Origin of the sequence: Rhizobium subbaraonis, assembly GCF_900220975.1 — a bacterium.
Lineage (GTDB): Bacteria > Pseudomonadota > Alphaproteobacteria > Rhizobiales > Rhizobiaceae > Mycoplana > Mycoplana subbaraonis.
The window spans coordinates 271,669-293,532 of the sequence record NZ_OBQD01000001.1 but is presented as its reverse complement, the minus strand read 5'-3'; the positions used below and the strand labels follow the sequence as shown (position 1 = coordinate 293,532).

Sequence of the window (21,864 nt, the reverse complement as noted above, 5' to 3'; positions counted from 1 at the left end):
GAAAATGCTGCGCCGCACAATTTACGGCACTTGCGAGCGCCGGGCGCCTTTGCACCGGCGCCGATTGGCGGATTTGGGCATCGCAGCCGTGGCGATGCCCGGGAAGCGCCGCTAGCCGTCAGTTTTCCTCGACCGACAGGCCGTCCTTGCCGATCTGGATCTCGACTCCGTCCGGCTTCTTCTCTTCCTGATAGGCATAGTAGGAAAAACCTGCGACCACCACGACGAGTGCGCCGATGATCATATAGAGAGCGTTCCTGTTCATCAATATCCCCTTCCTGTTCGGCCTCAACGGCCGGCCCGTAGAGAATGCGGAAGTCGGGGTTTGGTTCCGATCAATTTCGCACCTGCGAGATATAGATTTCGCATTCATCGAGGACGCGGACGATGCGCCTCAGACCGCTTCGCGCAACTGTTCTGCCGTCTGCAGGTCCACCGAAACGAGTTGGGAGACCCCCTGCTCACCCATGGTGACGCCGAAAAGGCGGTTCATGCGAGCCATGGTGATCGGGTTATGGGTGATGATGACGAAGCGGGTCTCGGTGGAAGCGGCCATCTCGTCCATCAGGTTGCAGTAGCGCTCGACATTGTGGTCGTCGAGCGGCGCGTCCACCTCGTCCAGCACGCAGATTGGCGCGGGATTGGTGAGGAAGACGGCGAAGATCAGCGCCATTGCCGTCAGCGCCTGCTCGCCGCCAGAAAGCAGCGTCATGGTCTGCGGTTTCTTGCCCGGCGGGCGGGCGAGGATTTCCAGGCCGGCGTCGAGCGGATCCTCGCTTTCGATCAGTTGCAGCTCGGCCGTGCCGCCGCCGAAGAGGTGGGTGAACAGCCGCTGGAACTGGGCGTTGACGATGTCGAAGGCCGCAAGCAGGCGCTCGCGCCCCTCGCGGTTCAGGCTCTGGATCGCCGTGCGCAGCTTGCGGATCGCCTCGATGATGTCCTCGCGCTCGGTGACGATCGCCTGCAGCTTATCCGAAAGCTCCTTCTGTTCTTCGTCCGCGCGCAGGTTCACCGCCCCCAGCCGCTCGCGTTCGACCTTCAGCCGATCCAGCTCGATCTCCCGCTGGCGCGGATCGGGCAGCGGACGGTCGGCGGGATGTTCGGCGAGCTTCAGCGCCTCGTGAGGGGCGCAATGCAGCGCCTCGCGGATGCGCGCCTCGCCGTCGAGCCGGCGTTCGCGCGCCGACACCAGCCGCTCCTCCGCGCGGCCGCGCTGCTCGCGTGATTCGGCAAGCTGCGACAGCGCGGTCGTCGCCACCCGGTCGGCCTCGCGCTGGCGGTTATCGGCCTCCTGCAATTCGTCGGCGGCAGCGCGCCGGGCCTCCTCGGCACGGGCAAGTTCGCTCATCAGCGCGCGCCGCTTCTCCTCGATCTCGTCGGGCGCCTCGGCGATGCGCTCGGCCTCGTCCTGCGCCTCCGCCTCGCGCTCGCGCAGCTGGGAGATGTGGCGCTCGGCATTGGCGGCGCGGCTTTGCCATGTCTCGCGTTCGCCCGAGATCGCAGCCAGCCGGCGCCGGCGCTCCGCCATTTCGCGGGCCAGGCCGTCGTGAAAGGCGCGCGCCTCGGCGAGCGTCGCGCGGTCAGTCGCAACAGCGGCTGACTGCAGGCTCAGCCGGAGCTCCAGTTCCGAGACGTCGGGGGCGTCTTCCAGCGCGCCACGCGCCTCCTCAAGGGTTTCCGCCGCTTCATCGACCTGGGTATCGAGCTGCGTCTTCGTCTCCGCCAGCACGGCGCGGCGGCGGATCAGGTCGCCGGACGCGCGTTCGGCCGAATCCAGCGCGTCACGTGCTTCGGCGAGCTTGCGGGCAGCGAGCCGCTGAACCTCGCGGGCATCCTGCTGCCGCTGGCCCGTGGCCCTGATCGCCGCAGCAGCGGCGGCAAGGGCGGCCTCGGCGGCCGCAAGCGCGGCTTGCGCCTCGTCGCGTTCGCTTTCGAGCTCCCGAAGACGGTTTTTCTGCGCCAGCCGCAGGGCGGCGGCACTCGGCGCATCGGCGCCCGTTACATGCCCGTCCCAGCGGAAGACCGCGCCCTCGCGCGTCACCAGCCGCTGGCCGGGCTTGAGGCTTTGGAGAAGAGACAGCGCCTGCCCCTCGTCCACAACGACGCCGATCTGACGCAGGCGGCGGGTCAGCACCTCCGGCGCGCGGACATGGGAGAGTAGCGGCACGGTGCCCTCCGGCAGGGGCGCATCGTCCGCCCCCTCGCCAGCAAAGCGCCAGTGGGCGGCGGCGGCAGTATCGGCCGGCGAATCGAGATCGTCGCCAAGGGCTGCACCGAGTGCCGTCTCGAAGCCCTTGTCGACCTGCACGTCCTCCACGACCGGGGCTGTGGAACCTCCGGCGGCACCGGCCTCCAGCATGCGGCGGATCGTGCGCATTTCGGTCTCTACGGCATTGGCCTGCCCGCGCGCCGTCTCGACGGGGCCGCGCAACTCCACTTCCGCGCCGCGCGCCTCTTCCAGCACTTCTTCGGCTTCGGCCAGCCGCTCGCCGGCCTCCTCCAGCGCCGCCTCGGCCGACTGCACCTCCTCGCGCTTCCGCTCGGGGTCGGGCAAGGCGGCGATGCGTTCGTCCAGCGCGGAGATCTCGGCTTCGAGATTGACCAGCTGCTGGGTCAGCCGCGCCTGGCGGTCGGCGAGGTCGCGGATCGTCTTTTCCAACTGGTTGCGCACCGCCTGCGCCTCGGCGCGCTCCGCGGTGATCTCGCCCAGCGCCTGCTCGCTGCCCGACAGGCGTTCGGCCGCCTCGTCCATCGCCTCGCGCGCGGCAGCGGCGCGGTCGTCGGCCTCGCCGAGAATATCGCCGATTTCCTGCTCCTCGGCCGAAAGCCGCTCCAGCACCTGCGCGTTGTCAGCGACCATCGCTTCCTCGCGGGCGATGTCCTCGGCAAGCTGAGCCAGCCGCCTTGCCAGCTCGTCGCGGCGGCGCAGCAGGCGGCCGGCGTCTTCTTCGAGCTGCGAGCGGGCGATCTGCAGCCGCTGCAACGCAGCGGCGAGCCTTGCCTCGTTCTCCCGCAGTTCCGGCAGCTTCAGGCTGGCGATGGCCTGTGCCCTGGCCGCCTCCATCTGCGCCTGCGCGCGTTCGGCGACCAGCGAGGTCGCCTGGTTCAGCTGGCTCTCCGCCTCGCCTTCCGCCTCCTTGGCCTGCGCCCAACGAATGTGCAGGAGCATCGCTTCGTGGCGGCGGATATCGGCGGACAGGGCCTTGAACCGGTTTGCCTGGCGCGACTGGCGCTTCAGGCTTTCGATCTGGCTTTCAATCTGCGAGGTGACGTCGTCGAGCCGCTCGAGATTGCTTTCGGCGGCGCGCAGGCGAAGCTCGGCCTCGTGGCGGCGGGAATGCAGGCCGGAAATGCCTGCCGCTTCTTCGAGCAACTGCCGGCGGGCCTGGGGCTTTGCCTGGATCAGCTCGCCAATGCGCCCCTGCCCGACCATGGATGGCGAGCGGGCGCCGGTGGAGGCGTCGGCGAACAGCAGTTGCACGTCCTTGGCGCGCGCCTCCTTGCCGTTGATGCGGTAGACCGAGCCCTGCTCGCGCTCGATACGGCGCGACACCTGGATCTCGTCGGCATCGTTGAAGGCGGCAGGCGCCGTGCGGTCGAAATTGTCGAGGTAGAGACCGACCTCGGCGGTGTTGCGCGCCGGGCGGTTGCCGGAGCCGGAGAAGATCACGTCGTCCATGCCGGACGCGCGCATGTTCTTGTAGGAGTTCTCCCCCATCACCCAGCGCAGCGCCTCGACGAGGTTCGACTTGCCGCAGCCGTTTGGCCCGACGACGCCGGTCAGGCCGCGCTCGATGACAAACTCGGTCGGCTCGACGAAGGTCTTGAAACCCTGGAGGCGAAGCTTGGTGAACTTCATGGGGCATGCCCCCTCTTCGCCCCATCGGGGAAAAGGTGGCGCGAAGAGCCTGACGAAGGGGGAAACCTAGTGGCGGAAGCCCCCCTCATCGTCTGGCTTCGCACCGGCACTCCTCCCAGATAGAGGGAGGGGGCCGCCAGAACGGCAGGCGCGCGACTTCCGCCGGCGCCCGCGATGATTGTGGCGACGGGATCAGAGCTTGCTGTCGATAAGGGCCGACATGACGTCAACCGACATTTCTCCGGAATAGCGCTGGCCGTTGACGATGAAGGTCGGCGTGGCCGCGATGCCGAATTCCTTGGCGCCGCGCTCGCGGACCGCGTTCACATCATCGAGAAGTTTCTGGTTCGTCAAGCAGGCTTCGAAGCTCTGCTGTGTAAAACCAGCCAGTTTCGACATCTGCAGCAGCGCTTCACGGCCGTTTTCGGCCGCGGCCCACTGTTCCTGCTGCTTGAACAGCATGGAGATCATCGGGAAATACTGCTCGGCCGGAGCACAACGGGCCAGCATGAAGGCGGCCGCAGCGCGCGGATCGAACGGGAATTCCCGCAAGATGAAGCGCACCTTGCCGCTGTCGACATACTTTGTCTTGATGGCCTCGAAGGTGTCGTTGTGGAAGCGGGCGCAATGCGGGCAGGTCATCGACATGTATTCGACGATCGTGACCGGGGCGTTCGCCTCGCCGATCGCCATTTCCGGCAGCGGGCCGGGCTCGAGAACCTTTGCCATGTCGACGTCGCCTTCCGACGGCGGGACTTCGGCCTTTGCCGGCGTCGACTGCGTCGTCTCGGGGGAGACCGCCGGCGCCTGTGCCACCTCGGTGGACATGGCCGCGGGCTCGGCCGGCTTTGAGGCTGCGCTGTCCGTGGTCACCTGCTGGCTATCGGGCGCCGCAGCCGTCTCCTTCTTCTCGTCGCTGCAGGCCGCGAGCGTGACGGCAAGCGCCGCGACGGCGACGCCGCTCGTAAGACGCTTCAAAAGGCTCATTTCGGGAAGGGACATGGTCTCTCCTGTGGGGACAAAGTAAAAATCTTCCGTTCGCCCGGATATACCGGCTTCATGTCGCTAACAAGCGGCACCAACACTGCAATCTTCAAACAAATGTGACCGGCTGATGTTTCAGCGACGCGGCTGGCCGTTGCGGCCAAGCACGGCCGTGCCCAGCCGTTTCAGCGCGGCCTTCAGCGCATCGCCCTCGATACCCTCCACCAGCTCCTCCAGGTGACGCGCGGCCTCGCCGGTCAACGGACGTGGCGGACGACGGCGGCGCACAGGCGGCGAGACCGGCTTCTGCACGATCCTGATCTGGCGGATCGCCGGAAAGCCGAAGAAGCCGTTGACGCGCTGGATCAGTTCGCCCTGCTGATGGGAGAGGAACAGGGCGCGCGAGCCTTCGCAGGCAATCGTCAGCACTCCGGGCTGGTGCCCGCCGTCCTCGCCTGCCATCTCGGAGGCACGCCTGGGCCAGGCGATCTTTTCCGGCCGGCTGCAATCGGCAAAGGCAGCGCCGGCGATCTCGTCCCAGGAGCCGAGCAGCATCGTGTTGATGCCGGCGCGCCTGGCAAGCACGGGATCGATCAGACGGTTGGCGACTTCGCTGATCTGAAGAGCGCCCCGGCGGGGGGAACGGGAATTCACTTTTCGCATGCTCCTTGCGGAAAACATTCCTCTCTTCCGACAATTACGCCTTGAAGAAAAGAGATTGCTTGGCCAGTTATACGCTTCCTCATCGCATCCAGGCAAATTCATGACGAAAGCGCACATCGCCGCAGACCCGACCAGCCGGATCCTTGGCTGGTACGACCGGCACCACCGCGATCTACCGTGGCGGATCTCGCCACCGATGGCCGCGCGGGGCGAACGCGCCGATCCCTACCGGGTGTGGCTGTCCGAAGTCATGCTGCAGCAGACCACAGTGCAAGCGGTAAAATCGTACTTCGCTTTGTTCACCGCCAAATGGCCGACGGTGACCGACCTTGCCGAGGCGGAAACCGAAGAGGTCATGAAGGCCTGGGCCGGCCTCGGCTACTATGCCAGGGCCCGGAACCTGAAGAAATGCGCAGAGACCGTGGCCTTCACGCATGGCGGGCGGTTTCCCGATACCGAGGACGGCCTGAAGCAACTGCCGGGCGTCGGCGACTACACGGCCGCCGCCATCGCCGCAATCGCCTTCGACCGGCAGGCTGCCGTGCTCGACGGCAATGTGGAACGCGTCATTTCCCGCCTGCATGCGATCGACGCTCCCCTGCCCGGCTCGAAGGGGATGATGCGCGGTCTCGTCGCGGCGATGACGCCGGCAAGGAGACCGGGCGACTTCGCCCAGGCGATGATGGACCTGGGCGCCACCATCTGCACGCCGAAGCGGCCGGCCTGCGTGCTCTGTCCGCTCAACGACGCCTGCGTGGCACCTGTGAGCGACGATCCGCAGCGCTTCCCGGTGAAGGCGGCGAAGAAGGAGAAGCCGGTCAGGCTCGGTGCCGCATTCGTCGCCACCGACGAGACAGGCGCCGTCTTTCTCAGGAAGCGCCCCGGCCATGGCCTGCTTGGCGGCATGACCGAGATACCGAACACGGACTGGACGGCACGGCAGGACGGGGCGACGGGTGCCGATGCAGCACCCTTCGCCGCCGCCTGGCAGAACTGCGGCACCGTCGTCCATGTGTTCACGCATTTCGAGTTGCGCCTGACAGTCTTCCGCTCCACCGTCAGCCGGACGGCGGCGACCGGGCCCGGATGGTGGGAGCCGGAGGAAACGCTCGACGGCGAGGCGCTGCCAAGCGTCATGAAGAAGGCGATCAAACAGGCTATGCCGGAGGCCTTCCGGCCGCGGCCCCGCACAACAGAAATCGAAAAGGCGCATACCCCATGACCATCGAAATCCGACACATCGTCTTCGACATCGGCCGCGTGCTGATCCACTACGATCCCCACATCCCCTACAGCCGGCTGATCCCGGACGACGCGGAGCGCAACTGGTTCTTCGCCAATGTGTGCACGCACGACTGGAACCTCGAGCAGGACCGCGGCCGCAGCTGGGACGATGCGGAGGCGCAGTTGATCGAACAGTATCCCGATCACGAGGAACGGATTCGCGCCTTCCGCAGGCACTGGCAGGAAATGGTGTCGCATGCCTATGTGGAGAGCGTGGCGATCATGGAGACACTGGTTGGCGACGGCCGCGACGTGACGATGCTGACCAATTTCGCCGCCGACACGTTCAGGGAGGCGCGCAAGCTCTATCCGTTCCTCGACCTGCCGCGTGGTGTCACGGTTTCCGGGGAGATCGGCCTGATCAAGCCCGACCTTGCCATTTACGAGAAGCATGCCCGCGACTTCGGCCTGGAACCGGCGCACACCCTCTTCATCGACGATGCCGAAAAGAACGTCGAGGGAGCGCGGGCGGCCGGCTGGAATGCCGTGCTCTTTACCGATGCGGAGAAGCTCAAGAGCGACCTCGCGGCGCACGGCGTGGCGCTCTAGACGGAAGCTGTGCAAGACCTGAACAAAGTGAAACGCCCGGGGCCGTTGCCGGCTCCGGGCGTTCGCGCCTTTCCGGGACTGAAGGTACGAAACCGGAAAAGCAGAATTCTTTCGTCAGTCAGTCTCTTTGCGACGCCGACGGCTTGCCCTCACCATAGGGGGCGCTGGTTAACAGCGCTTGAAGAAGGCCTGCCCTTTCTGGCGCTTCGCCAATATTAACAAACGCTTGCATAAGGCAACCGCGTTCAGCAACGAGACCTGTTGTTGGGGCGGACGAGGTTCATCTGCAGTTCGTGAGCGGAAGCGTAGCGGCCGAGGATCCTGATGAGCCGCTTTTCTTCGGTACGGCTCACGCCCGACTTGCGGCAGTACTCCGAAACCTCCCAGACATGCTTGGGGTTCCGCTCCAGCTTGCTGATGTCGATATGCCTCATGATCGCCTCCCGCTCAGGTAAAACGCAATATGATGCCCCTTGTTCCACCGGTTGTTGAATTCTTCTTGTCCGGTTGTCTTCCTCCCGACATGCGAAGGAACATTTTGCTCACAGCATCGGGGCTTTGTCCACGCCTGACTGCGGCCTTGATGCCTGGCCCAACTGCCGCAACCTCCGGCGCAGGGAGCACCGGAGGCCACGACAGGAGGTATTGGCTTGCGCGTCCTTCAACCTTCACGGTCTGCGAAAGACGCCTGTTCGAACGGGGTCGGCAGCGGCTGGGGCCGGGCGTCTCAATCGAGCCTTGCCATGTCGGAGCGCACGACCGCGCGCAGCGCGTCGATCGGCTTGAGTTCGCTGCCCTCGGCATAGTGCCAGAAGGTCCAGCCGTTGCAGGCGTCGAGGCCCTGCACCTTGGCGCCGACGCGATGGATGGAGCCGGCGTCTGATCCCGACGCGATGGTGCCGTCCGCGCGAACGATGGCGCTGTGGCGGCGCTTCTGGTCGGTGAGCACGGTGCCCGGCGCGATCAGGCCGCTCTCGATCAGCGTATTGAAGGCGACACGCGGTTCAGCCTTCTTGCCGCTCATCACCGTCAGGGTCTGGCTGCCGAGCGGCTGGACCGAATTGATACGCGCCAGTGCGGCATCGATATAGTCCTGCTCGCGCTCGATGCCGACGAAATGGCGCCCCAGTCGCTTGGCGACCGCACCAGTGGTGCCGGAACCGAAGAAGGGATCGAGCACGATGTCGCCGGGCCTGGTGGAGGCCATGATGACGCGGGCGAGCAGCGCTTCCGGCTTCTGCGTCGGATGTACCTTCTTGCCGTCGGCGTCCTTCAGGCGCTCGCCGCCCGAGCAGATCGGAAACAGCCAATCGGACCGCATCTGCACGTCGTCGTTGGCGGCCTTCATGGCGTCGTAGTTGAAGGTGTAGCCCTTGGCCTTGGCATCGCGGCTCGCCCAGATCATCGTCTCGTGCGCGTTCTGGAAACGCCGGCCCTTGAAGTTCGGCATGGGGTTGGTCTTGCGCCATACGACGTCGTTGAGGATCCAGAAGTTCAGGTCCTGCAGCGTGGCGCCGACGCGGAAGATGTTGTGATAGGAGCCGATGACCCAGATCGTGCCGTTCGGCTTGAGCACGCGGCGGCAGGCGAGCAGCCAGGCGCGGGTGAAGGCATCGTAGGCCTCGAAGGAGGCGAACTGATCCCATTCGTCGTCGACCGCATCGACGAGGCTCTGGTCCGGCCGGTGCAGCGTGCCGCCGAGCTGAAGGTTGTAGGGCGGATCGGCGAAGATGACGTCGACCGACTGATCCGGAAGCGCTTCCAGGGCGGAAACGCAATCTCCCCGGATGATCGTGTCGATCCAGCCATTGGGGCGGACCGAACGGGCTTCGGCAAGCGAAAGGACGTGGGACATGGAATACTCGCTGATACGCTTACTCGGATACGAACTTGCTGGCCCTTATGGTTACCGAAGATGGTTACCGAAGGGTGAAGGCGGAGAGGCTCAGCGGCAAATAATCTCCGAATGGAGAAGAAAGGACCGATGCGGTAAAGGACAGCATGAAGAAGAGCGAAGCGATCGAACATCTGCAGAAAAACGCCGACGCGATCCGCGCATTCGGCGCCACCTCGGTCTATTTGTTCGGTTCGGTGACACGCGACGAAGCCGACGACGATAGCGACATCGACCTTTTCATCGATTATGACCCGCGCGCCCTTTTCTCCCTCATCGATCTCGCGAGCATTAAGCTCCTCCTCGAAGACGAGCTGTCAGTCGAGGTGGATGTGACAACGCGCGACAGCCTGCATCCGCGCCTCAAGGCGACGATCGAAAAATCGGCGATCCGGGTTTTCTGATGCCGTGAGACATCGGCGTGATCCTGTCGGAAATGCTGGAGACGATCGCTTTGATCGAGACGGCGCTGGCGGGAAAAACGCGTGAAGATCTCGCCAGGAACGACATACTGCGCCTTGCGATCCAGCGAGCAATCGAAATCATCTCGGAAGCCAGCCGGCACATTCCCGATGTGCTGTTGCTCAGGCTCCCGACGTTCCCTGGCGATCGATCCGCGCCATGGGCAATATCCTCAGACATGAATATCACCGAATTGCCGACGACGTCCTATGGAACGTCGTCGTCCGCGATCTTCCGCACCTGAAGGACGCGCTTCTGGCCCTTCAAGCGTCTTTGGACGGCACGTAAGGGCCCCTCATGCGGCATCGTGCACCCGTGCGCTGTCCTCCGGCACCTCGTCGCGCTCGAACATGCCGTAGTCCCTGATCACTGAGACGACGCGCAGGCGGTAGTCGGAGAAGACGCCGTGGCGGCCGGCCTGCTGCGCGCTCCTGTGCTCGGCGGTGTTGCGCCATGTCCTGACGGCTTCCTCGTCCCGCCAGAACGATAGCGACAGGATCTTGCCGGGCACGGACAGGCTTTCGAAACGCTCGATCGAGACGAAGCCGTCGATCGCCTGGAGCCGGTCGCTAAGCCTTGCGGCGAGGTTCAGATAGACGTCGCGCCGGCCGGTTGCGGGGACCACCTCGAAGATGACCGCGATCATGGCGTCACCGCCTGAGCATGCGGCAGGGAAACGTTCCTGAGAAAGATCCGGTCTTCCTTAAGGATGAAGCGTTTATCCCTTGCGAAGGCATAATTCTCCGCACCGAGCGGGTCGGCGGCCAGACGCGCGCGATAGGCCTCGTAAGCGGCAAGGCTCTCGACGCTGTAGACCCCATAGGCGGTCGTGGCCGATCCCTCATGGGGCGCGAAATAGCCGATCAGATGTGCGCCGTTGCGCGGGATCGCCTGCCCCCAGTTGCGGGCATATTCGGCGAACGCCTCCTTGCCGAACGGGTCGATCTCGTAGCGGATGAAACAGGTGAGCATCTTTGGGTTCCTCGACATTTGCGATGTCTCCTGATGCCATGTTGCGCAGCGGCGATGCTTCGATTATCGTCGAAGTATGAAAGAAGGACCGGACATAGCCCAGATCGGCGCGCTGATCGGCGATCCCGCGCGCGCCAACATGCTGAGCGCACTGATGGGGGGCCGGGCGCTGACGGCGACCGAGCTTGCAGGTGCTGCCGGAATCACGCTGCAGACGGCGAGCTCGCACCTCTCAAAGCTCGAAGCCGGCGGCCTCGTTGGCCAGCGAAAGCAGGGACGGCATCGCTATTTCGCGCTCCTGGACGACGAGGTCGGCCTGCTGCTCGAAGGGCTGATGGGCTTTGCCGCCAGTCGCGGTTTCCTGCGCGCGCGCCCCGGACCGAAGGACCCGGCGCTGCGCAAGGCGCGGGTCTGCTACAACCATCTCGCCGGGGATTTCGGGGTGCGGATGCTGGACCGCATGGTCGCGGACGGGCACGTCGCGATCGACGGAGACGAAGCATCCCTGACGAAGAGCGGCGAAGAACGGATGCGGCAGCTCGGAATAGACATGGATGCGCTGCACGACCAGCGCCGGCCCGTCTGCCGGACCTGCCTGGACTGGAGTGAGCGACGCTCGCATCTGGCCGGCTCGCTGGGCGAGGCGCTGCTCTCCCGCTTCATCGACAGGGGCTGGGCAAGGCGCAGCAACGAAAGCCGCGCGATCCATTTCACGCGGGCCGGCGAGCGCGCCTTCTGCGACCTGTTTCCCCTGCCCGAGCCCCTGCCCGCCCCTCTGTCCCACGGGGAATGAAGCTTCGGCGGCTGGCTGCGTGCGTCATCGACCGGCGGCCGGGGCACGCCCCACCTGCACGCCGGGATAACCTTCGGCGGCGACGCGCGAACAGAGATCCGACCATTCGCATCCCGCGCAGGCCGAGCGCATCGCCTCTCCGCGGAACGCGGCACGGAGGCGATCGAGCAAGATCTCGTCCGGCATGAGGACGGTGCCGGCCTCGACCGGCCGACCGGTCAATTGTGCGACGGCCGCGGCGGCCAGCCGGTCGCGCTCGATCACGCTTTCGTCGTAGCAATGCGCGTCGCCGCAGAGCAGCGGCGCGCAGATGTCGTCGGGCCCGTGCACCAGCTCGATCGCTTCGCCCGCCGTCAGCCGGCGGGCGATCTGCCTGTAGTTCTCCACGAAGGCGGGGCTGTAGCCCTTGCCGACGAAGGTGAGCATGCAGAGCAGGTGGTGGGCGCGCAGCCGGACAGTCACGGCGTGTCGATCTGCTTGCCGGCGAGCGCCTTGAGAAGGGCGGCGGCAAGCGCCGACTTCAGCACCGCGCCGAGGATGAAGGGCACGACGCCCAGCATCAGCGCCTTTTCGGTGCCGATCAGCGTGGCGAGCCATGCGCCGCCGAGAACGAGGCAGAAGATGTTGGCCGCGAAATGCGCGGCGAAGCTGCGCACGAGGCGGGCGCCTGTCCAGCCGCGCTCGGCAAGCCAGCCGACCATCGCCGCCATCAGCGGAAAGGCGACAAGATAGCCCGCCGTCGGCCCGGCGAAGGGAGCGATGCCGCCCGCGCCGCCCGCAAGAACCGGAAGGCCGACCATCGCCTCGCCGAGCCAGGCAAGGACCGTCACCGTGCCTAGGCGCCAGCCGTAGAGCGCGCCGATCATGGTGACGGCGAAGGTCTGCATGGTGATCGGCACCGGCACCATCGGCACGCTGATGCGCGAGGCCAAGGCGAGCACCAGAGTGCCCGCGAGCACGAAGGCGATACGAAGCGGCAGCGAGCGCGCACCCAGGCGCAGGGGATCGAATCCGGACGGGCCGGCGACGGCGAATTGAAACATGAAGGGGCCTCCAGTTGGCGTTTATAGATAACGTGAAAAATTATCTATAATCCTATCCTTGGAGAGATTACTTCGGCGCGTCAAGACCCAGAATGGAGCGAACTATAGCTCATTGCCCACGGAGAAGCGGGATAAATTATAGTTAAATCAATAACTTAATGATGGCAAAAAATTATAGATAATTTCAGGAGGGCAGGCATTGAGCCGGCAGGATCAACCGACGATCGAGAAGATCTCGCGCGTTTCGCCGCTCTCGTTGCGCACCGGCGTCCGGCCGATCCACTGGACGTGACGGCCGAGGATGGCGGCGGCCTCGTCGCCGTTGCCGCCGCGCAGAGCGGCGAGGATGGCGCGATGATCGTGATCGGTGCGCGGCTGCCAGCTCGATCGCCAGGCGGAAAAGAGGAAACGGGCGCTTGCGGCATGCAGGTCGTCGATCGACGCCAGCAGCCTTGGCATCGCGCATGGCTCCAGGATCAGACGGTGGAAGGCGCGGTTGGCCTCCTCCCAGGAGCGGACGTCGGAGGCGCAGTCGGCCGTCGCAGTGGCCGTCTCCGCCTTGTCGAGGACCGCTGGCGTCAGGTTCGGAACCGCATGCCGCAGCGCAAGAACCTCAAGCGCCGCACGCATTTCCGCCACCTCGCGCACCTCCCTGAGGTCGAAGGAGGCGACACGGACGCCGCGGCGCGGCTCGCTGACGGCAAGCCCCTGCGCCTCTAGCCGGCGGAACGCCTCGCGCACGGGAACGTGGCTGGCGCCGAACTCTTCGGCGACATGATCCTGGCGCAGACGGGCGCCGGGCGACAAGGCTCCGGAGATGATCCTCTCGGCGAGGACGCGGCTGATGCGGCTTGCGAGCGTGTCGTCTTGGGTGTTTGCCATGCGCCACTGATAGAAGGCTCTTCCTGCGGTGTCGAGCGCGCTTGTCGGCGGCCCCAAGGTTGAGCTTTGCGTCGGCATCGTATAAAGGCCAGCACGACCCGGTCGCGCCGCCGAGCTTCGAGACGGCGCCTCACGCCCCTTGCCGGGGGCGCCTCCCAAAAGGACAGAATTCATGGACGGCTTCGACCTCATCATCTTCGATTGCGACGGCGTGCTGGTTGATTCCGAAATCATCGCCGCCGAAGTCGAATCCCGCCTGCTGACCGAGGCCGGCTATCCGATCGGCGTGGAGGAGATGGGCGAGCGCTTTGCCGGCATGACCTGGCAGAACATCCTGCTCACGGTCGAGCGCGAAGCTTCGATCCCGCTGTCCGCCTCGCTGCTCGACAAGTCGGAGAAGCTGCTGGACGACCGGCTTGCTCGGGAGGTCAAGGTGATCGACGGGGTGAAGTTCGCCCTGTCGCGGCTGCGCCGCCCCTATTGCATCTGCTCGAACTCGGCATCGCATCGGCTGGAACTGATGCTGAACAGGGTCGGGCTCAAGGAGATCTTCGCGCCGCACATCTATTCGGCCAAGGATCTCGGGCCCGATCGCGTCAAGCCGAAGCCGGACATCTTCCTGCACGGCGCCAAGCAGTTCGGCGCCGATCCGGCCCGGACCCTGGTGATCGAGGATTCGGTGCACGGCATAAACGGAGCGCGCGCCGCCGGCATGCGCGTCGTCGGCTTCACCGGCGCCTCGCACACCTATCCCTCGCATGCGGACCGGCTGACGGACGCAGGCGCGGAAACGGTCATTTCGCGGATGATCGACCTGCCGGGCGTCATCGCCGCGCTGGCGGAATGGCAGGAAGCGATCTGACGGCCGAAAGGCGTCTTTTGAAGCCGCGCTTTTAAGGAGCGCCTGGCGCCCCCGCGCGGCTGCCCGTCGCCTTCAAAGTGGCGTTCAAATCGATAGCACGCACGCAATCATGCCAGTCACGACCGCGCCGCGCCTCCAAATGCGCGGCGGTCATGTTATGAGCCACCGATGACACAGGCTTACTTCGTGTTGTAGGGGCCTTCGTCGAAGCCGACGTAGATCTTGGCGTAGGAGCCGGCGCCGCCGGGGATGACGATGTTGGCTTCCGTGAACACGAATTGCGCCGTGCCTTCGGCCGGGATCGTCACGCTGAACTTGTTGAGGTTCGAGTAGAGCGTGTTCTCACCGTCAGAGGCTGCAACGCGGATCGGCAGGGTGACGGCGCCAGGATTGCCGGCCGGGCCCGAGACGATGCGGCCCTGGGCGAGCACGGTCACCTTCAGTTCGTTCGCCGTCTGCACGCACTGTCGCGTGGTGGCCGCCAGCGTCGCCTGGTAGATCAGCTTCTGCGGATCGTCCTTCGCGCCCTTGGCATAGGTGCGGTGCACGGCGGTGCCCTCGCGCAGATAGACCTGGGGGCAGGCGCCCTGGATCACCGCCGGCTGCTGCGAGGCTGCCTGTTGTCCGGACGAAACGCCGAGGTCGGTGGTCTTGTCTGTCTGGTTGCATCCCGTGACGATTGCGAGCAAAGAAACGCCCAGAAGGCGGCGGCCGATCTTACCAATCACGTGTCTCTCACCCCTGCATTCGGACTTCGTGCGCCCGCTTCAACTTATAAAAAACGGGCCTTTCGAGACCCTCGCGGATGCTCTATAGCAGCGGTGCGGCAAAAAATCGATTGTCCAAAAACGACCTTCCACTTTTTGCTGTATCCGTTCGCATGAGAGGCTTGCGCCTTCATGCCCGGCACGCCGACGGGCCCGCGCAGCCTCGTCACGCTCCGCAATGCGCGGCCGACGCCGCGACCGAACAGGAAGGAAGTTTCGTGAACGCAGACGCACACCGCGCCGGCCTCCCGCCTCCGACCGCTCCTTCGCACACGTCCACCGTACACTTTCAGGCCGTACAAATTCAGGAATGATCACGTGAAGTACATTTCGACGCGGGGCGAGGCCCCTACCCTCGGTTTCTGCGACGCGCTGCTTGCCGGCCTTGCGAGCGACGGCGGCCTCTACGTCCCCAAGGAATGGCCCTCGTTCTCGAAAAAGCAGATCCGGGCGATGCGCGGCATGACCTATCAGCAGGTCGCCTTCACCGTGCTGTCGCCGTTCGTCAACGGCGAGATCGACGACAAGACGCTCAAGGCCATGATCGACGAGGCCTATGCCACCTTCCGCCATCCGGCCGTGGCGCCGCTGGTGCAGACGGGCGCCGACACGTTCATCCTTGAACTGTTCCACGGCACCACGCTCGCCTTCAAGGACGTGGCGATGCAGCTTCTCGCACGCCTGATGGACCACGTGCTGGCGGAGCGCGGACAGCGCGCAACGATCGTCGGCGCGACCTCGGGCGATACCGGCGGGGCTGCGATCGACGCCTTTGCCGGGCGCGAGCGCACCGACATCTTCATCCTGTTCCCGCACGGAAAGGTCTCGCCGGTCCAGCAGCGGCAGATGACGACGTCGAGTGCTGCGAACGTGCATGCGATTGCGGTGAAGGGCAATTTCGACGACTGCCAGGACCTCGTCAAGGCCATGTTCAACGACAAGGGCTTCCGCGAGAAGATGCAGCTTTCCGGCGTCAACTCGATCAACTGGGCGCGCATCATGGCCCAGATCGTCTACTACTTCACGAGCGCCGTGGCGCTCGGCGGGCCGGATCGCAAGATCTCGTTCACGGTCCCGACCGGCAATTTCGGCGACATCTTCGCCGGCTTCGTCGCCAAGCGCATGGGGCTGCCGGTCGACAGGCTGGTGATCGCCACCAACGACAACGACATCCTTGCCCGCACGCTCAAGACCGGGCGCTACGAGATGCGCGGCGTCGTGGCGACCACCTCGCCGTCGATGGACATCCAGATCTCCTCCAACTTCGAACGGCTGCTGTTCGAAGCCTGCGGCCGCGATCCGGCGGCGATCCGCACCTTGATGGCCGGGCTGAAGCAGTCCGGCGCCTTCGAGATCGAGGAGAAGGCCCTGAAGGCGATCCGCAAGGAATTCCGTGCCGGCCGCGCCACCCAGAAGCAGGTGGCAAAGACGATCGCCGAAACCCTTGAAAAGACAGGCTATCTACTCGATCCGCACACCGCCACCGGCGTCTTCGTCGCGGCCAAGAACGCCCGTCCGGCAAGCCCTATGGTGACGCTCGCGACCGCCCATCCAGCGAAATTCCCCGCCGCGGTAAAATCGGCGAGCGGTATTGACCCGGCGCTTCCGTCGTGGCTTGCTGACATGATGCAAAGGGAGGAGCGGTTCGAAATCCTGGATCCGGAACTTGCCACCGTGGAAGCCTTCATCGGCCAACACTCCCGCATTCGGGGTTAGCGATCGCGGAAAGTCGGAAAATGAGAGTTGAGTGCACCAGGCTGCCGTCGGGTCTGACGGTCGTCACCGAGAACATGCCGCATCTGGAGAGCGTCGCGCTCGGCGTGTGGATCAAGTCCGGCTCCCGAAACGAGACGCCGGAAGAGCACGGGATTGCCCATCTGCTCGAACACATGGCCTTCAAGGGCACGGCACGCCGGTCGGCCCGGCAGATCGCCGAGGAGATCGAAAACGTCGGTGGCGAAGTCAACGCCGCCACCTCCACCGAAACGACGTCCTACTATGCCCGCGTGCTCAAGGACCACGTCCCTCTCGCCACCGACATTCTCGCGGACATACTGACGGAGTCCGCCTTCGACGAGGAAGAGCTGGTTCGCGAGAAGCAGGTGATCCTGCAGGAGATCGGCGCTGCCAACGACACGCCGGACGACGTCATCTTCGACAAGTTCTCCGAGGTCGCCTATCGCGACCAGACGATCGGCCGGGCGATCCTCGGCACGCCGGAATCGCTGATGTCGTTCGCGCCTCAGCAAATCCGCGGCTATCTCGGCCGCAACTATACGACCGACCGCATGTTCGTGGTGGCGGCCGGTGCCGTCGATCACGACAACTTCGTTGCCGACGTGGAGAAGCGTTTTTCCACGCTGCCGCAGACTCCATCCGCCACGCCCGTCCTCGAGACCGCCCACTATACCGGCGGCGACGTGCGCGAGACGCGCGACCTGATGGATGCGCAGGTGCTGCTCGGCTTCGAGGGCAAGGCCTACCATGCCCGCGACTTCTACTGTTCGCAGATCCTTGCCAACATCCTGGGTGGCGGCATGTCCTCGCGGCTGTTCCAGGAAGTGCGCGAGCATCGCGGGCTCTGCTATTCCGTCTATGCCTTCCACTGGGGTTTCTCCGATACCGGCATCTTCGGCATCCACGCCGCGACCGGCGGCGAGAACCTGCCGGAACTGGTGCCTGTCATCATCGAGGAACTGCGCAAGTCCGCCGACCGGATCGACCAGCAGGAGATCGACCGGGCACGGGCGCAGATCCGCGCACAGCTTCTGATGGGGCAGGAAAGCCCGGCGGCCCGCGCCGGCCAGATCGCGCGGCAGATGATGCTCTATGGCCGCCCTATCCCGAACGATGAACTGATGGAGCGGCTTGAGAGCATCACCGTCTCGCGGCTGACCGATCTCGCCGGCCGCCTGTTCTTCGACACCAAGCCCACCCTGTCTGCCATCGGACCGCTGGAGCATCTCGCTGCGGCCGGCGACATCGTCAGCGCCCTGTCGCGCGGCGAGGCGCCCCAGCGCGCAGCGAGCTAAAGGGCATCGCGATCGCCTTCGCCCGCGATCGCCGGCAGCGCGCCGCATCGTCGGTGGAGGCGATGCCTGCCTGCGCCGTGCAGCGCCATGATGCGGCCCGAAACATCCGGTTTGACGGGATTGCCGGCGTTGTCCTAGTGTCATTCTGTTAAGGCTGGCGCAGCCAGGCCGGCATCGGCGCATTCGCCGCAACGGAGAGACATGCATGGCACGGTCGGTATTTCGGTTCCTGTCGCGGCAGTCCGACACCGTGGTGCTCGAAGGCGGCGCGCATATGCTGCGGCTGCCGCGCTTCTCCGACTATCGGCAATGGTACCAGCTTCGCTCCGAAAGCCGCCAGTTCCTCGAGCCCTGGGAGCCGACATGGCGGAGCGACGAACTCTCTGAGAGCGCCTACCGCGCGCGCGTGGTGCGCAACGAGCAGGAATTCGCCAGCGGCCAGGCCTTGCCGCTGTTCCTCTTTCTCAAGGAAGAGCAGCGCCTGCTTGGCGGCATGACGATCGGCTACATCCGGCGCGGGGCGGCGCAATGCTGCATGATCGGCTACTGGATGGGCGAGCGCCATGCCGGCCGCGGCCACATGCTTTCCGCCGTCCGGCTGGCCATCCCCTACATCTTTTCAGAGCTTCAGTTGCACCGTGTCGAGGCAGCCTGTATTCCTGAGAACACGAGGAGCATCCGCCTCCTTGAAAAGGCCGGCTTTCAGCGCGAAGGCTACCTGAGAGAATATCTGAAGATAAACGGGGAGTGGCGCGACCATCTGATGTATTCGCTGCTGGCAGGGGACAGAAGCCAGCAGCCGATGCAGGTCACGCCGGAGAGAGGGCTGCAAGACCCCCAGGCGACAGGAAATTAACGCTTCGATGACATTCCGATCCGTGCCGTCACTGCTGTTCGTCAGCCGGGCGCTGGCCCTTATCCTACTGACGGCGCTCTCGCTTGTCGGGCCGCTTGCCACGAGCGCACGGGCCGTCGAGCCGGTGCAGATCTCCCGTGACGACACCGCACTCGACATCACGGCGACGACGGAGATCTACACCGGTCGCGGCGAGGCCTTCCAGGTCTCCACGGCACCCGGCACGGACGGCATCGTGCGCCGCATCGAGGTGCGCGCTGCCAATCCGAACCATGAAGGCGACTGGGCAGTCTTTGCCTTGACCAACGTCTCCGACGAACAGATCGACCGCGTCATCGTCGCACCGCATTTCCGGCTGGTGGGATCGAAGATCATCTGGCCCGACCTCGGCTCGCAGCGCATCCTCTCGATTACGCCGAGCGAGGGCTTCGCGCTCGACCGGCAGCCGAGCGACGAGGCGGATGTGTTCCGGATCACGCTCAACCCGGGTTCGGTCGTCACCTTCGTGGCCGAGCTTGCGACGCCGGACCTGCCGCAAATGTATCTGTGGGAGCCTGACGCCTACAAGGACACCGTCAACGCGTTCACGCTCTACCGCGGCATCGTGCTCGGCATCGCAGGCCTTCTGGCCGTGTTCCTGACGATCCTGTTCGTGGTGAAGGGAACGTCTATGCTGCCGGCGACGGCCGCACTCGCCTGGGCGGTTCTGGGCTACATCTGCGTCGATTTCGGGTTCCTGTCCAAGCTGATAAGCGTGACTGCGGGTGACGAGCGCATATGGCGCGCGGGAACGGAAGTGTCGCTTTCGGTCGGCCTCGTGGTCTTCCTGTTCACCTACCTGAACCTCAACCGCTGGCATGCGCACCTGTCCTATGCGACGCTGGCCTGGATCCTGGGCCTCGGCCTCTTGTTCGGGGTGGCCGTCTACGACCCGCCGATTGCCTCGGGCATCGCCCGCATCTCCTTTGCACTGACGGCTTCGGCCGGCATCGTCTTGATCGCCTATCTCGGCTTCAAGCGCTACGACCGGGCGATTCTGCTGGTACCCGCCTGGGCGCTGATCCTCGTCTGGCTGTTCGGCGCCTGGATGACGGTGACGGGCAGGCTCGACAACGACATCATCCAGCCCGCGCTCGGCGGCGGTCTGGTGCTGATCGTGCTTCTGATCGGCTTCACCGTGATGCAGCACGCCTTTACCGGCGGCGCCTACCAGCAGGGCCTGTTCTCCGATCTGGAGCGGCAGTCGCTGGCGCTCACCGGCTCGGGCGACACGGTCTGGGACTGGGACGTGGCGCGCGACCGCGTTGTCACAATCCCCGACATTTCGGCGCAGCTCGGGCTTTCGCCGGGCGTCATGCACGGGCCGGCGCGCAACTGGCTGCCGCGCCTGCACCCGGACGACCGGGACCGGTTCCGAGCCACGCTCGACGTTCTCCTGGAGCATCGCCGTGGCCGCCTGAACCACCAGTTCCGCGTCCGCGCAGAGGACGGCCACTACCACTGGCTGGCGATCCGTGCCCGGCCGGTTCTCGGCTCCAACGGCGAGATCATCCGCTGCGTCGGCACGATCGTCGATATCACCGAGCAGCGCAACTCGGTGGACCGGCTGCTGCAGGACGCGCTGCACGACAACCTTACCGGCCTGCCGAACCGCCAGGTCTTCCTCGACCGGCTACAGGCCATGCTCTCGATCGCCGGATCCGGCGAGACGGTTCGGCCGACGGTGCTGGCGATCGACATCGATCGCTACAAGCAGGTCAACGACGCGCTCGGCATCGCAGCCGGGGACAACATCCTCGTCGCCCTTTCCCGGCGCCTGCGCCGCCTCCTGAAGCCGCAGGACACGCTTTCGCGGCTTTCCGGCGACCAGTTCGGCCTGATCCTGCTCTCCGAGCGCGATCCGGCCAAGGTCGCCGACTTCGCCGACGCGGTCAGCAAGGCGATCACCGTGCCGATCAACTTCGCCAACCGCGAGATCATCCTGACGGCATCGATCGGGCTCGTCTCCTGGCTCGACCCGCAGCAGGATGCCGCCAGCCTGCTCAACGACGCAGAGCTGGCCATGTACCGCGCGAAGAAGGCCGGGGGAAATCGCGTCGAACCGTTCCGCCCCGCCTTCCGCACCATGGGCACCGACCGGCTGCAGCTCGAAACGGATCTGCGCCGCGCCATCGAACGCAAGGAACTGTCGCTCGTCTACCAGCCGATCGTGCGGCTTGCGGACGCGGAGATCGCCGGCTTCGAGGCACTGATGCGCTGGGAGCACCCCAAGCGCGGCAGCATTTCGCCCGAAGAGTTCATCCCGATCGCCGAACAATCCGACCTGATCAGCCAACTCGGCGCGTTTGCCTTCGACAAGGCGGCAAGCGACCTGATGGACTGGCAGCTACAGACCGGCGACCTGCCGATCTTCGTCTCGGTGAACCTCTCAAGCGCCCAGCTTCTCAACAACGAACTCTACAACGACGTGCGCGCGGTGCTTTCCAAGACCCGCTGCGAGCCGCACAAGCTGAAGTTCGAGCTGACCGAATCTGTGGTGATGGAGAATGCCGAGCAGGCGCGGCTGGTGCTCAACAAGCTGCGCGAGGCGGGCCTCGGGCTGTCGCTTGACGACTTCGGCACCGGCTATTCCTCGCTTGCCTACCTCACCCGCTTCCCCTTCGACACGATCAAGATCGACAAGGCACTGGTGCGAGACAGCTCCGACAAGCGGACGGTGCTGCTCCGCTCCGTCATCTCGATGGCGCGCGAGATGGAAATGCAGGTCGTCGCCGAAGGTATCGAGACCGAAGAGGATGCGATCGAACTCGGGCGCATGGGCTGCGAATACGGCCAGAGCTACCTCTTCGGCCCGCCGATCAACTACGATTCCGTGCTGCGTCTGCTGAAGGAACGATTTCCCCTGATGAAGCGGGCGTGACGGGCCGCCGAGCCTCCGTCCTCACGCCTGCCGTCACACCTC

General features: G+C 65.2%; 22 protein-coding genes and 1 pseudogene. 11 read left to right on the top strand and 12 right to left on the bottom strand.

The features are described 5' to 3' along the window. Nucleotides 1-118 precede the first annotated feature (118 nt). From CRO48_RS32020 to CRO48_RS01305, 4 genes are all read right to left on the bottom strand, one after another. Nucleotides 119-265, bottom strand: a complete 147-nt coding sequence (locus CRO48_RS32020) for a hypothetical protein (RefSeq protein WP_097135674.1) — start codon at nt 263-265, stop codon at nt 119-121. A gap of 129 nt (nt 266-394) precedes the next feature. Next, nucleotides 395-3,859 (bottom strand): chromosome segregation SMC family protein, encoded by a 3,465-nt coding sequence (locus tag CRO48_RS01315; protein ID WP_097135672.1) that lies wholly within the window; start codon nt 3,857-3,859, stop codon nt 395-397. Between the two features lie 192 nt (nt 3,860-4,051). Next, nucleotides 4,052-4,861, bottom strand: a complete 810-nt coding sequence (locus CRO48_RS01310) for a DsbA family protein (RefSeq protein ID WP_097135670.1) — start codon at nt 4,859-4,861, stop codon at nt 4,052-4,054. A gap of 117 nt (nt 4,862-4,978) precedes the next feature. After that, nucleotides 4,979-5,506 carry a DUF721 domain-containing protein gene (locus CRO48_RS01305; protein WP_245423377.1) on the bottom strand — a complete coding sequence of 176 codons (528 nt, stop codon included), beginning with the start codon at nt 5,504-5,506 and terminating at the stop codon, nt 4,979-4,981. A gap of 100 nt (nt 5,507-5,606) precedes the next feature. On the opposite strand from CRO48_RS01305, the gene mutY reads away from it, so the two are divergent. Together mutY and CRO48_RS01295 are read left to right on the top strand one after the other, a co-directional pair. After that, nucleotides 5,607-6,728: an A/G-specific adenine glycosylase gene (mutY, locus tag CRO48_RS01300; protein WP_097135666.1), complete on the top strand. Its 1,122-nt coding sequence runs from the start codon at nt 5,607-5,609 to the stop codon at nt 6,726-6,728. Next, a complete protein-coding gene (locus CRO48_RS01295; protein ID WP_097135664.1) occupies nt 6,725-7,339 on the top strand; it encodes an HAD family hydrolase in 615 nt (204 codons plus the stop codon). The genes mutY and CRO48_RS01295 overlap by 4 nt, the downstream gene beginning before the upstream one ends. Before the next feature lie 245 nt (nt 7,340-7,584). Here the strand turns inward: CRO48_RS01295 and CRO48_RS01290 are convergent, their stop codons facing one another. Both CRO48_RS01290 and CRO48_RS01285 read right to left on the bottom strand, forming a co-directional pair. Continuing rightward, a complete protein-coding gene (locus CRO48_RS01290; protein ID WP_097135663.1) occupies nt 7,585-7,773 on the bottom strand; it encodes a hypothetical protein in 189 nt (62 codons plus the stop codon). 293 nt (nt 7,774-8,066) lie between these two features. Continuing rightward, nucleotides 8,067-9,194 (bottom strand): site-specific DNA-methyltransferase, encoded by a 1,128-nt coding sequence (locus tag CRO48_RS01285; RefSeq protein WP_097135661.1) that lies wholly within the window; start codon nt 9,192-9,194, stop codon nt 8,067-8,069. A 146-nt stretch (nt 9,195-9,340) separates the two neighbouring features. Here CRO48_RS01285 and CRO48_RS01280 point away from each other — a divergent pair, with 146 nt between their 5' ends. The 3 genes and pseudogenes from CRO48_RS01280 (at nt 9,341) to CRO48_RS32755 (ending at nt 9,983) form a co-directional block, all read left to right on the top strand. Further along, complete coding sequence (locus CRO48_RS01280; protein ID WP_097135659.1) at nt 9,341-9,637, top strand: nucleotidyltransferase family protein; 297 nt, start codon at nt 9,341-9,343, stop codon at nt 9,635-9,637. Nucleotides 9,638-9,669: 32 nt separating this feature from the next. Continuing rightward, nucleotides 9,670-9,750 (top strand): annotated as a pseudogene (locus CRO48_RS33360) (hypothetical protein); the annotation flags it as partial. A gap of 104 nt (nt 9,751-9,854) precedes the next feature. Next, nucleotides 9,855-9,983, top strand: coding sequence for a HepT-like ribonuclease domain-containing protein (locus CRO48_RS32755; RefSeq protein ID WP_245423376.1), 129 nt, complete (start codon nt 9,855-9,857; stop codon nt 9,981-9,983). A 7-nt stretch (nt 9,984-9,990) separates the two neighbouring features. Here the strand turns inward: CRO48_RS32755 and CRO48_RS01270 are convergent, their stop codons facing one another. Then, nucleotides 9,991-10,341 (bottom strand): antibiotic biosynthesis monooxygenase family protein, encoded by a 351-nt coding sequence (locus CRO48_RS01270; RefSeq protein ID WP_097135657.1) that lies wholly within the window; start codon nt 10,339-10,341, stop codon nt 9,991-9,993. After that, on the bottom strand, nt 10,338-10,667 hold the full coding sequence (locus CRO48_RS01265; protein WP_097136057.1) for an NIPSNAP family protein: 330 nt from the start codon (nt 10,665-10,667) through the stop codon (nt 10,338-10,340). Before CRO48_RS01265 ends, CRO48_RS01270 begins: the two co-directional genes overlap by 4 nt. Before the next feature lie 76 nt (nt 10,668-10,743). Here CRO48_RS01265 and CRO48_RS01260 point away from each other — a divergent pair, with 76 nt between their 5' ends. Then, complete coding sequence (locus tag CRO48_RS01260) at nt 10,744-11,460, top strand: ArsR/SmtB family transcription factor (RefSeq protein ID WP_097135655.1); 717 nt, start codon at nt 10,744-10,746, stop codon at nt 11,458-11,460. 24 nt (nt 11,461-11,484) lie between these two features. On the opposite strand, the gene CRO48_RS01255 is transcribed toward CRO48_RS01260, so the two are convergent. The 3 genes from CRO48_RS01255 to CRO48_RS01245 all read right to left on the bottom strand — a co-directional run bounded on the left by CRO48_RS01255 (nt 11,485) and on the right by CRO48_RS01245 (nt 13,385). Beyond that, complete coding sequence (locus CRO48_RS01255) at nt 11,485-11,922, bottom strand: DUF1284 domain-containing protein (RefSeq protein ID WP_097135654.1); 438 nt, start codon at nt 11,920-11,922, stop codon at nt 11,485-11,487. Next, on the bottom strand, nt 11,919-12,503 hold the full coding sequence (locus CRO48_RS01250) for a biotin transporter BioY (protein WP_097135652.1): 585 nt from the start codon (nt 12,501-12,503) through the stop codon (nt 11,919-11,921). Before CRO48_RS01250 ends, CRO48_RS01255 begins: the two co-directional genes overlap by 4 nt. Before the next feature lie 213 nt (nt 12,504-12,716). Next, a complete protein-coding gene (locus CRO48_RS01245) occupies nt 12,717-13,385 on the bottom strand; it encodes a GntR family transcriptional regulator (RefSeq protein ID WP_097135649.1) in 669 nt (222 codons plus the stop codon). Between the two features lie 172 nt (nt 13,386-13,557). On the opposite strand from CRO48_RS01245, the gene CRO48_RS01240 reads away from it, so the two are divergent. Further along, on the top strand, nt 13,558-14,247 hold the full coding sequence (locus CRO48_RS01240) for an HAD family hydrolase (protein ID WP_097135648.1): 690 nt from the start codon (nt 13,558-13,560) through the stop codon (nt 14,245-14,247). A gap of 179 nt (nt 14,248-14,426) precedes the next feature. Here CRO48_RS01240 and CRO48_RS01235 read toward each other — a convergent pair whose 3' ends face one another. After that, complete coding sequence (locus tag CRO48_RS01235; protein ID WP_097135646.1) at nt 14,427-14,975, bottom strand: hypothetical protein; 549 nt, start codon at nt 14,973-14,975, stop codon at nt 14,427-14,429. A gap of 357 nt (nt 14,976-15,332) precedes the next feature. Between CRO48_RS01235 and thrC the strand changes: the two genes are divergently transcribed. The 4 genes from thrC (at nt 15,333) to CRO48_RS01215 (ending at nt 21,822) form a co-directional block, all read left to right on the top strand. After that, nucleotides 15,333-16,730 (top strand): threonine synthase, encoded by a 1,398-nt coding sequence (gene thrC, locus CRO48_RS01230; RefSeq protein WP_097135644.1) that lies wholly within the window; start codon nt 15,333-15,335, stop codon nt 16,728-16,730. Between the two features lie 20 nt (nt 16,731-16,750). Then, nucleotides 16,751-18,046: a M16 family metallopeptidase gene (locus CRO48_RS01225; RefSeq protein ID WP_097135642.1), complete on the top strand. Its 1,296-nt coding sequence runs from the start codon at nt 16,751-16,753 to the stop codon at nt 18,044-18,046. Nucleotides 18,047-18,251: 205 nt separating this feature from the next. Further along, on the top strand, nt 18,252-18,902 hold the full coding sequence (locus CRO48_RS01220; protein WP_097135641.1) for a GNAT family N-acetyltransferase: 651 nt from the start codon (nt 18,252-18,254) through the stop codon (nt 18,900-18,902). Between the two features lie 7 nt (nt 18,903-18,909). Continuing rightward, a complete protein-coding gene (locus CRO48_RS01215; protein WP_097135639.1) occupies nt 18,910-21,822 on the top strand; it encodes an EAL domain-containing protein in 2,913 nt (970 codons plus the stop codon). Nucleotides 21,823-21,864: the final 42 nt, after the last annotated feature.

Bases quoted from the DNA above. Each gene is read 5' to 3' on its own strand.
- CRO48_RS01305 (WP_245423377.1), bottom strand. From the start codon at position 5,506: ATGCGAAAAGTGAATTCCCGTTCCCCCCGCCGGGGCGCTCTTCAGATC.
- CRO48_RS01265 (WP_097136057.1), bottom strand. From the start codon at position 10,667: ATGCTCACCTGTTTCATCCGCTACGAGATCGACCCGTTCGGCAAGGAG.
- CRO48_RS01270 (WP_097135657.1), bottom strand. From the start codon at position 10,341: ATGATCGCGGTCATCTTCGAGGTGGTCCCCGCAACCGGCCGGCGCGAC.
- CRO48_RS01220 (WP_097135641.1), top strand. From the start codon at position 18,252: ATGGCACGGTCGGTATTTCGGTTCCTGTCGCGGCAGTCCGACACCGTG.
- mutY (WP_097135666.1), top strand. From the start codon at position 5,607: ATGACGAAAGCGCACATCGCCGCAGACCCGACCAGCCGGATCCTTGGC.
- CRO48_RS01290 (WP_097135663.1), bottom strand. From the start codon at position 7,773: ATGAGGCATATCGACATCAGCAAGCTGGAGCGGAACCCCAAGCATGTC.
- CRO48_RS01315 (WP_097135672.1), bottom strand. From the start codon at position 3,859: ATGAAGTTCACCAAGCTTCGCCTCCAGGGTTTCAAGACCTTCGTCGAG.
- CRO48_RS01215 (WP_097135639.1), top strand. From the start codon at position 18,910: ATGACATTCCGATCCGTGCCGTCACTGCTGTTCGTCAGCCGGGCGCTG.
- CRO48_RS01225 (WP_097135642.1), top strand. From the start codon at position 16,751: ATGAGAGTTGAGTGCACCAGGCTGCCGTCGGGTCTGACGGTCGTCACC.
- CRO48_RS01245 (WP_097135649.1), bottom strand. From the start codon at position 13,385: ATGGCAAACACCCAAGACGACACGCTCGCAAGCCGCATCAGCCGCGTC.
- CRO48_RS01285 (WP_097135661.1), bottom strand. From the start codon at position 9,194: ATGTCCCACGTCCTTTCGCTTGCCGAAGCCCGTTCGGTCCGCCCCAAT.
- CRO48_RS01310 (WP_097135670.1), bottom strand. From the start codon at position 4,861: ATGTCCCTTCCCGAAATGAGCCTTTTGAAGCGTCTTACGAGCGGCGTC.
- CRO48_RS01260 (WP_097135655.1), top strand. From the start codon at position 10,744: ATGAAAGAAGGACCGGACATAGCCCAGATCGGCGCGCTGATCGGCGAT.
- CRO48_RS01240 (WP_097135648.1), top strand. From the start codon at position 13,558: ATGGACGGCTTCGACCTCATCATCTTCGATTGCGACGGCGTGCTGGTT.
- CRO48_RS01250 (WP_097135652.1), bottom strand. From the start codon at position 12,503: ATGTTTCAATTCGCCGTCGCCGGCCCGTCCGGATTCGATCCCCTGCGC.
- CRO48_RS32020 (WP_097135674.1), bottom strand. From the start codon at position 265: ATGAACAGGAACGCTCTCTATATGATCATCGGCGCACTCGTCGTGGTG.
- CRO48_RS01280 (WP_097135659.1), top strand. From the start codon at position 9,341: ATGAAGAAGAGCGAAGCGATCGAACATCTGCAGAAAAACGCCGACGCG.
- CRO48_RS01295 (WP_097135664.1), top strand. From the start codon at position 6,725: ATGACCATCGAAATCCGACACATCGTCTTCGACATCGGCCGCGTGCTG.
- CRO48_RS32755 (WP_245423376.1), top strand. From the start codon at position 9,855: ATGGGCAATATCCTCAGACATGAATATCACCGAATTGCCGACGACGTC.